Genomic DNA, 9,705 nt, shown 5'->3' on the forward strand with positions numbered 1-9,705 from the left:
GCAGGGGCACCCGTCACCCGGACGCTCCGCTTTCTCCTCGCTTCGCTGCGGAAGAGCGTCCGTGTGACACCCTGAGGGCGCATCCGGAAAACACGGCGCGCCACCTCGGGTAGCCTAGCGTGCGTGTGGAGGGGCGGTGTCGTCCGAACGTGACATCAGGGTGCCCGAAGCGAAGCGAGGGCGGGTGCCCCTGTAGGAACGAGGACGAACACCACCCCTCCACATGCCCGCACCTCACCGGAGGAAGGGTATAGCGTACCCACCCACACCGTCCTGCATAGTCATATGAGGCGGGGGAGGGCGCCTTCACAGGCTAAGCGAGTATCCTAGAAGCTTCGTATCCCCGAACCGAAACGAGAAAAAGCGTGGAAATCCTGCTGTACGCTGTGGGCATTATCCTCATGGCAATCGCTATTGCCGTCTCGATTGCCCTGCACGAGGTGGGGCATCTGGTGCCCGCGAAGCTGTTCAATGTGCGCGTTCCGCAGTACATGATTGGCTTCGGTAAGACCGTGTTCTCTTTCCGCCGCGGCGAGACTGAGTACGGTTTCAAGGCGATCCCGTTGGGCGGCTACATTTCGATGATTGGCATGTACCCGCCGAGCCCTGCTGAGGTGAAGGAGCACCATGAGGAGGGCCATTCGGGCAGTACCAGCCCGTTTGCGTCCTTGGCTGAGGAAGCGCGTGCGGCGGATGCTGAGCGTCTGAAGCCCGGCGATGAGGACCGCCTGTTCTATAAGTTGCCGGTGCTCAAGCGCATGGTGATTATGCTGGGTGGCCCGACGATGAACCTGCTGATTGGTGTGGTGTGTACTGCTGTGCTGATTTGTGGTTTTGGTACGGCGCAGGTGACGAATAAGGTGTCAGCGGTGTCTGAGTGCGTGCCGAGCGTGAATGTCACTCATGATTCGATTAGCTATGGCGAGTGTACGGATAAGTCCACTCCGTCGCCTGCGAAGGCTGCTGGTGTGCGGGTGGGTGACCGTGTGGTTGCTGTGAATGGTGCGTCGACGGGTTCGTGGGAGGCGGTGTCTTCGGCGATTCGTGCGGCGGGTTCTCACCCGAGCACTTTGACGGTGGAGCGTGATGGTCAGCGTCTGGATTTGTTGGTGACTCCGGTTGAGATGATCCGCCCGGTTTCTGATGGTAAGGGCCAGTATGCGCGTGCTGCGGATGGTTCGATTGCGACGACTCGCGGCGGTTTTGTGGGTGTGTCGCCGTCGAGTGAGTTGGTGCCTGGTTCTATTACTGAGGTGCCTGCGATGGTGGGCGATACGCTCTCTCGTGTGGGTTCGTCGATGTTGTCGTTGCCGCAGCGTGTGTGGGAGTTGACGGTGACTTTGGTGACTGGTGGTGAGCGTAGTGTTGAGTCGCCGGTGTCTGTGGTTGGTGTGAGTCGTATTGCCGGTGAGGTGACGGCTACTGACCGTATTGATGTGAAGGCGAAGGCTGCGATGTTGGTCTCGCTGGTGGCGAATATGAATTTGATGCTTTTTGCGTTTAATCTGATTCCGCTTCTGCCTCTGGATGGTGGCCACGTGTTGGGTGCGCTCTGGGAGGGGGTGCGTCGTTTCTTTGCACGTTTGACTGGGCGTAAGGATCCGGGTCCGTTTGATCCGGTGAAGTTGTTGCCGTTGACGTATGTGGTGGCAGGCGCGTTTATTGTGATGTCTGTCATTCTGATTGTGGCGGATATTGTTAAGCCCATCACCCTGTTTTAGTGTGTTGTTGCGCGCGGTAAGGGTACCCGTATTAGTGCTTTCTTTCGCGTCAGTGGCACAATAAAAAGTTGAACGAAGGATGCGTCGTACGTCCTTCATAACCCATGTATGGAGGAAAACCTTGTCGGTCAGCCTTGGTATGCCGAAGCCCGCTCCCGCGGTTCTGTCCCCGCGTCGTAAGACTCGCCAGTTTAAGGTGGGTTCTGTCGGTGTTGGTTCTGAATCTCCGATTTCGGTGCAGTCGATGACGACCACTAAGACCCACGACATTGGTGCGACTCTGCAGCAGATTGCTGAGTTGACCGCTGCCGGTTGCGATATTGTGCGTGTGGCGTGCCCGACTGATAAGGATGCGGAGGCTCTGCCCATTATTGCGAAGCAGTCCCGTATTCCGGTGATTGCTGATATTCACTTCCAGCCGAAGTACGTGTATGCGGCTATTCAGGCTGGTTGCGGTGCTGTGCGTGTGAACCCGGGTAATATCCGTAAGTTCGATGACCAGGTGAAGGAAATCGCTCAGATGGCTTCGGACCACGGCGTTTCTCTGCGTATTGGTGTGAATGCTGGTTCGCTGGATAAGCGTCTGTTGGAGAAGTACGGTAAGGCTACTCCGGAGGCTCTGGTTGAGTCTGCTGTGTGGGAGGCGTCGCTCTTTGAGGAGCACGGTTTCCGCGATTTCAAGATTTCTGTGAAGCATAATGACCCTGTGGTGATGGTGGAGGCGTACCGTCAGCTGGCTGAGCGCGGTGACTGGCCCCTGCACCTGGGTGTGACTGAGGCTGGTCCGGCGTTCCAGGGCACTATTAAGAGCTCGGTGGCGTTCGGTACTCTGCTGTCTCAGGGTATCGGCGATACTATTCGCGTGTCGCTGTCTGCTCCTCCGGTTGAGGAGGTGAAGGTGGGCACCAAGATCCTGGAGTCGCTGAACCTTCGCCCCCGCAAGCTGGATATCGTTTCTTGCCCGTCGTGCGGTCGTGCGCAGGTGAACGTGTGGGAGCTTGCTGAGAACGTGACTAAGGGCCTGGAGCACATGAAGGTTCCGCTGCGTGTTGCCGTGATGGGTTGCGTGGTGAACGGTCCGGGTGAGGCTCGTGAGGCTGACCTGGGTGTGGCGTCCGGTAACGGTAAGGGCCAGATTTTCGTGAAGGGTGAGGTCATTAAGACCGTGCCTGAGGATCAGATTGTTGAGACTCTGATTGAAGAGGCGACCCGTATTGCTGCTGAGATGGAGGCTTCGGGCGAGTACGTTCCCGAGGGTTCCCCGGCTGTTTCGGTGAGCTAGTTAGCTTTTGTGCGCGGAGGCGCCCTGGTGAGGGCGCCTCCGCGCTTTTCCGGTTATGTCTGGTTATGGTGGTGGCAGGCTTGGTGCTTGCCGCTGCCGGTTGTGGCCGCAGGATCCGGTTGCTTTTTCGGGGGTGCGTGTCCCCGTATTTTCACTTATTTTTGTCGCTCTTTCTCTATCACTCAACAGGTCATGTTCACTCTTTTTTCTCGCCGCCGTAAGGCTAATCGTGCCCGGCGTGCTGCTGTTTCGTCTGCTGCTGTTTCGTCGATGGATTCTTTCCCTATGCCTGATCGCGTGAAGGAACACGTTTTTGCTCTGGATGCTCGGTGGTGCGATGAGCTGGAGGAGGTCCTGTTCAGTGACCCGGTCCCGAATCTGTACTCCATTGAGCATTATTTGGCGTGCCCTCTTCCGGTGAGGTCCCCGCGTATTCCGCTGCACTACTATCAGGGTTTTGTGGGCTGTGAGCGCGATGGGCAGCTGTGCTGTGTGCTGTTGTTGGGTTCGAATGTGGTGCCGGTGCGGCTGTGCGGTGTCGCTGTTGAACATGCTGAGCAAGGTGCGGACTCTCATGGGGCTGAAGCGGCGGATGCCCCCGCCCCGGACACTCCCACCCTGGATGCTACGGCGCTCGCGCATCGTGACGCGCTGGCTCAGCTACTTCTGCAGGTGGGTTCTCGCCTGGATTCCATGTTCGGTGAGAGCGCCTTCGTGATGCCCCTGTGGACGCGCATGCAGGAGCTGTGCGAGCAGACTCGCGGCGGTAAGAGCCCGCTGTTGCAGATACTGCAGCCGAGCCTGGGTGACGGTTGTGATCACCGTGCGCGGGTTCTGTCGGAGCGTTCCAATCAGCCGCTGCTGTATCTGCCGCCGGAGAAGGATCTCGCTCGCTTCTACGCCGCGGAGCTTCCTGAGCTGCCGGCGCACCTGCCCGCGCCTCTCAAACCCGTGCCCATCAAACCCGAGCCCCTCAAGCCGGGGCAGAGCCCCGCCGGTGCTGTCCAACTCAGCGGTGAGCCTGCCGGGTATGCGCGCCTTGCCACCTCTGCGGACCTGAGGGAGCTTCTGCCCGCCGCGGCCGCCATGTTCACCGAGGAGGTCGGCTTCGACCCGGTTGCTCGCTACGGTGACGGCTATGCGGCGCGCCTGCGCACGCTCATTGCCGGTCAGCGCAGCGCCATTGTCACCGATGTGAACGGGCGGGTTATCTTCAAGGCGGATGCGGGCATCGTGAACCTGGACGCCGCGCAGGTGCAGGGCGTGTGGCTGCATCCGGACTACCGCGGCTACGGTCTGGCTAAGCCGTTCTTTGCCGCCGCCGCGCAGATTCTGCAGCGCTACTACCCGCATTTGAGCCTGTACGTGAACGACTACAACGCCCGTGCTCTTGCCATGTACCGGGGGACTGGTTGGGAGCAGATTGGGCAGTTCTCGACCATCATTTTTGAGCGCTAAACACGCCGAACCCTAAAACGCTATAAAATTAAAGACGACTGTGCCTTTTTCACGGCTCACCCGGTGAGCCTCGGGCACCCTACCTAAACCTATCGACCTTTCAAGGAGAATCGTGGTACTTCGCCTTTCCAACCTCTTCGTGCGCACTCTGCGCGAGGACCCCGTAGACGCTGAGGTCGCCAGCCACAAGCTGCTGGTCCGCGCCGGTTACATCCGCCGCGCAGCCCCCGGCGTGTACACCTGGCTGCCCCTGGGCCTGAAGGTACTGCGCAAGGTCGAGAACATCATCCGCGAAGAGATGGACGCCATTGGTGCGCAGGAAGTTCACTTCCCCGCACTGCTGCCCCGCGAGCCCTACGAAGCAACCAACCGCTGGGACGAGTACGGCGATAACCTCTTCCGCCTCAAGGACCGCAAGGGTGCAGACATGCTGCTGGCACCCACCCACGAGGAAATGTTCACCCTGCTGGTCAAGGACCTGTACTCCTCCTACAAGGATTTGCCGGTTTACCTGTACCAGATTCAGACCAAGTACCGCGATGAGGCGCGCCCCCGCGCGGGTCTGCTGCGTGGCCGCGAGTTCGTCATGAAGGACTCCTACTCCTTCAACATTGACGATGAGGGCCTGAACGAGGCGTACATGGCGCACCGTGCCGCCTACCAGCGCATTTTCGAGCGCCTGGGCCTGGAGATTGTCATTGTGACCGCGCAGTCCGGCGCGATGGGCGGCTCCCGCAGTGAAGAGTTCCTGCACCCGACCCCTATCGGTGAGGACACCTTCGTGCGTTCCGCGGGCGGCTACGCGGCAAACGTTGAGGCCGTCACCACCGTGGTTCCCGAGGAAATCGAAATCACCGAGGAAACCCCGGCGGCAATCGTCGTGGACACCCCCGACTCTGCGACCATCGAGACTCTCGTCGAGCGCATGAACGAACTGCACTCCGAGCTTATCGACGGCACCCTGGAAGCTTCGCAGACCCTCAAGTGCTTCCTGGGCACCGTCATCACCCCCTCCGGTGAGCGTAAGGTCTTCGCCGTGGGCGTTCCCGGCGACCGTGCCGTGGACCTGGGCCGCGTTGAGGTCAACATCGGCGCCCTGCTGGGCATCGGTGGCGAGGTTGAGGTTGAGGCAGCCAGCGAAGAGGACCTGAAGGCATACCCGCAGCTGGTCAAGGGCTACATTGGCCCCGGCCTGAGCCTGGACGCGCCCCTGTTCGGTGCGCACACCGAGGACGAGGATGCGGTAGCTTCCGCAACCGGCATTCCCTTCTTCGTTGACCCCCGCGTGGTGCGCGGTACCCGCTGGGTGACCGGCGCAAACGAAGAGGGCAAGCACGTGGCGAACCTGGTCTTCGGTCGCGACTTCACCGCCGACGGCGTGATCGAGGCGTGCGAGGTGCGCGAAGGCGACCCGGCACCGGACGGCTCCGGCGAACTGGTCGCAGCCCGCGGTATCGAGATGGGCCACATCTTCGCCCTGGGCCGCAAGTATGCTGAGGCACTGGGCCTGAAGGTCCTGGATCAGAACGGCAAGTTGCAGACCGTGACCATGGGCTCCTACGGCGTGGGCGTGACCCGCGCACTGGCCGCTATCGCCGAGGGCAACCACGACGAGAAGGGCCTGATCTGGCCGCGTAACCTGGCACCGGCAGACGTGCACATTGTCATCACCGGCAAGGACGCAGCATCCCACGAGTACGCTGAAGAGCTCAGCGCATCCCTGGAATCCGCCGGCCTGCAGGTCATGCTGGATGACCGCCCGAAGACCAGCCCCGGCGTGAAATTCGGCGACGCCGAGCTGCTGGGTGTGCCCACCATCCTGGTGATTGGTCGCGGCTTCAAGGACGGCGTGCTGGAACTGAAGGACCGCCGCAGCGGTGAGGCTCGCGAGGTGTCCGTCGAGAATGCGGTGGCTGAGGTCATCGCTGAGGTGCGCGGCGCCTAAGGCACGCCACTAGCCCGCAAAAACGTAAAACCATCGCCACCTGCCCCGCCTCCCAAGAGGTGGGGCAGAGCAAGCGGCGGAAGAATGAAAGAAGAGAACTATGGCATACAAGCCGAAGCGTTCTGGCTCTAAGAAGAGCGCCCCGAATGCGCGCGCTCGCCGTGCCGCATCCCGCGTGGCCAATGGTGTGAACACTCCCCGCACTCGCGTTGAGAGTGAGCCCGTGGTGGAGGCACCGGTGCGCGTGGGTACCCGCGCGATCCGTGAGGAAGAAGTTGCCGAGGCGATTGCCCCGGTTATCTCCGAATTCTCGCTGGTGCTGGAGGGCCTGAAGATTTCGGGCCCGGCGGCGAACCGCACCGTGAAGATTACGGTGGACTACACCGCTGAGCGTACCGATTCGCTGTCGCTGGATTCCCTCGCGGAGATTTCCGGTGCGATTTCGAGCGCCCTGGATCGTGCGGATGAAAACGACGAGTTCTTCCCCTACGAGCTGGAGGTGTCCTCGCCCGGCGCTACCCGCGCCCTGACCGAGCGCCGCCACTGGGAGCGTGCCCGCACCCGCCTGATTGCGGTCACCGCACCCGACGGCACCGAGTACCTGGCGCGTCTGCACGAGGTGCAGGATGAGGGGCCGGTGCTGGCTCGTAAGAAGAACACGAAGAAGGGCCAGAAGGAGTCCTACCACGAGCCGTCTTTGCTTCCGTGGGAAAATATTGCTTCTGCTCACGTCGAGATTGACTTCAATTCGCCTGCTGAGCCGGTAGAATAGAGTTATTAAAGCTTCAGGCACGGGGTGCTCCGTGCCAGGTATATACCGTTCGGGAGCCGGGGCGCACTAAGCGTCCCGGCGCCGTGCTAACTGGGAAAGGCTGAAAAGCGTGGAGGATATTAAAACTATTGACCTGGGCGCACTGCGCGCATTGGCGAAGCAGCGCTCTCTCGTCATGGAGGAGCTCTTCACCCTGGTTGAGAACGCCCTGCTGCTCGCATACATGAAGCAGCCCGGCGCTATTAAGGGCTCTCGTGCCGTCATCGACCGCACCACCGGCGAGTTCGTCATTCTGGCTCCTGAGCTTGATGAGGACAACCAGAAGATTGACGAGTTCGACGATACCCCGAACAACTTTGGCCGTATCGCTGCCGCAACCGTCCGTCAGGTTCTGTCGCAGCGTCTGCGTGACGCTGAGGACGCATCCGTTCTGGGTGAGTTCAAGGACCGTGAGGGCACCCTGGTGTCCGGCGTGATTCAGCAGGGCAACAACCCGCGTATGGTTCAGGTTGACCTGGGCACCGTTGAGGCTGTTCTGCCCAGCAACGAGCAGGTTCCGGGCGAGAAGTACCCGCACGGTACCCGCCTGCGCGCCTACCTGGTGGAGGCTCGCCGCGGCCCCAAGGGTCCCTCGATTGTGGTTTCTCGTTCGCACCCGAACCTGGTTCTGCGCCTGTTCGAGCACGAGGTTCCCGAAATCTCTGAGGGCCTGGTTTCCATTAACTCCATCGCACGTGAAGCTGGCCACCGCTCCAAGATTGCTGTGTCCGCGAAGAACCCGACCATTAACGCTAAGGGTGCGTGCATCGGCGATATGGGTGCCCGCGTGCGTGCGGTTGCTGCCGAGCTGAACGACGAGAAGATTGACATTGTCGACTACTCGACCGATCCGGCAACCTTCATCGCTGCGGCGCTGTCCCCGGCGAAGGTCACCGAGGTCATTATCGCGAACCCGCGTGAGTACTCCGCTCGTGCCGTGGTTCCGGACGATCAGCTGTCCCTGGCTATCGGCCGTGAGGGTCAGAACGCACGTCTGGCAGCGAAGCTGACCGGCTGGCGTATCGATATTCTCTCCGAGTCCAAGTACGCTCAGGTTCGTGCCGAGGAAGAGGTTGCAGCTCGCGTGGCTCGTAGCCTGGCTGAAGAAGCAGAAGAAGAGTCCGCACAGGACGCTGAATAAGCATTAGCCCCGGTGAGGGGCGTATCCCGCGGCATATCCTTTTGATGCAGGCGCAAGAGATCGGGCAGGAACGTGCCCGGTGTTCTTGCGCCTGCGTCACAGTTTTGCCCATGATTCTTAAAAACGGGATACACTATTAAGATGTGCCGGTGTGTAACCGGGCGCTTTAACGCGCCCTCGCACACACCGGATAGAGCATCACGAATGTACTGCGAACGCGGTTCTGCACACACGCTAGAGAGGGGAGAGGACCATGAGCAATCACGACCTCACCGCAACCTCCGAAGCGTTTGGAGGACCGGTCCGCACCTGCATCGGATGCCGTGCCCGCGATGAACAGCGCAACCTGCTGCGCATCGCCCGCACACCCGTCACGTCTGCTACCGAGCAGGCGGACACCCCGCCCTATCAGCCCGATACGGCGGGAACTATGCCCGGACGAGGCGCTTGGATCCATCCGAGCGAAAAGTGCGTAGCCGCTCTGCAGAAAAAGAACGGTCTGGCGCGCGCCTTCAAAAAAGCGGTCCCTGCAGCCCAGTTGCAGGCGTGCTGTGAGCAGATTCGAGCCGTGATTGCGGACTCGACCCCCTCGTAGACGCTTTTCGGGTATATGCCCTCTGTAAGTCAACGAGTTTGACGACTTCTTATCTGAAAGCGAGTCAGAAAACTGATGGATATCTAATGAGTGCCGCGAAATGAGTACCCTTTCGTGCTCACCCACCGGCAATTTCACGAATTGGCGCGCCTTCGGGCGTGCACCCCGTAAACATTAGTGTCCGCACCATTCCCGGTGCGGACCGGGAATGGAGAAAATTTGGCTCAGCCTCGAGTACACGAGTTTGCTAAAGAAGTAGGCGTACCTTCCAAGGAAGTTATCGCCAAGCTCAAGGATATGGGCGAGTTCGTTAAGAGCTCCTCTTCCACCCTGAACCCCATGGTTCTGAAGAAGCTGCGCGCGGAATTCCCCGCCGCAGCCGCTAAGCCTGCCGCAAAGGCAGGTCCCGCAGAGTCGGCCGCTAAGCCGGCTCCCAAGCCTGCAGCGGCTAAGCCTGCAGCTAAGCCGGCACCCAAGCCCGCAGCGGCAAAGCCTGCCGCTAAGCCGGCACCCAAGCCCGCAGCTGAGAGCGCAGCTCCCAAGCCTGCAGCAGCTAAGCCCGCCGCAAAGCCGGCAGCAGCACCCAAGCCCGGCGGCCCCCGCCCGGGTAACAACCCCTTCGCATCCCAGCAGGGCATGGCACGCCCCGAGGCAGCACCGAAGCCGGCAGCACCCAAGCCTGCCGCTCCGAAGCCCGGCCCCAAGCCCGGTCCTCGCCCCGGTAACAACCCCTTCGCATCCCAGCAGGGCAT

General features: G+C 60.9%; 8 protein-coding genes. All 8 read left to right on the top strand.

What is annotated here, in order from left to right; genetic code table 11:
• Positions 1 to 365: 365 nt before the first annotated feature.
• A complete protein-coding gene (locus HMPREF2884_RS08770) occupies positions 366 to 1,721 on the top strand; it encodes a M50 family metallopeptidase (RefSeq protein WP_049356017.1) in 1,356 nt (451 codons plus the stop codon).
• 139 nt (positions 1,722 to 1,860) lie between these two features.
• Positions 1,861 to 3,003: a flavodoxin-dependent (E)-4-hydroxy-3-methylbut-2-enyl-diphosphate synthase gene (gene ispG, locus HMPREF2884_RS08775; protein ID WP_044142245.1), complete on the top strand. Its 1,143-nt coding sequence runs from the start codon at positions 1,861 to 1,863 to the stop codon at positions 3,001 to 3,003.
• 192 nt (positions 3,004 to 3,195) lie between these two features.
• On the top strand, positions 3,196 to 4,461 hold the full coding sequence (locus HMPREF2884_RS08780; protein ID WP_083309692.1) for a GNAT family N-acetyltransferase: 1,266 nt from the start codon (positions 3,196 to 3,198) through the stop codon (positions 4,459 to 4,461).
• 112 nt (positions 4,462 to 4,573) lie between these two features.
• Positions 4,574 to 6,406 (top strand): proline--tRNA ligase, encoded by a 1,833-nt coding sequence (locus HMPREF2884_RS08785; RefSeq protein ID WP_049362944.1) that lies wholly within the window; start codon positions 4,574 to 4,576, stop codon positions 6,404 to 6,406.
• 100 nt (positions 6,407 to 6,506) lie between these two features.
• Complete coding sequence (gene rimP, locus HMPREF2884_RS08790) at positions 6,507 to 7,178, top strand: ribosome maturation factor RimP (RefSeq protein WP_049341694.1); 672 nt, start codon at positions 6,507 to 6,509, stop codon at positions 7,176 to 7,178.
• Between the two features lie 109 nt (positions 7,179 to 7,287).
• Positions 7,288 to 8,358 carry a transcription termination factor NusA gene (gene nusA / locus HMPREF2884_RS08795; RefSeq protein ID WP_070616840.1) on the top strand — a complete coding sequence of 357 codons (1,071 nt, stop codon included), beginning with the start codon at positions 7,288 to 7,290 and terminating at the stop codon, positions 8,356 to 8,358.
• 253 nt (positions 8,359 to 8,611) lie between these two features.
• Positions 8,612 to 8,953: a YlxR family protein gene (locus HMPREF2884_RS08800; protein ID WP_070616842.1), complete on the top strand. Its 342-nt coding sequence runs from the start codon at positions 8,612 to 8,614 to the stop codon at positions 8,951 to 8,953.
• Between the two features lie 219 nt (positions 8,954 to 9,172).
• On the top strand, positions 9,173 to 9,705 hold a 533-nt coding region (locus HMPREF2884_RS09425), incomplete at its 3' end, for a translation initiation factor IF-2 N-terminal domain-containing protein (RefSeq protein WP_246827954.1).

The organism is Rothia sp. HMSC073B08 (assembly GCF_001812975.1).
In the GTDB taxonomy this organism is placed as follows: Bacteria; Actinomycetota; Actinomycetes; order Actinomycetales; family Micrococcaceae; genus Rothia; species Rothia mucilaginosa.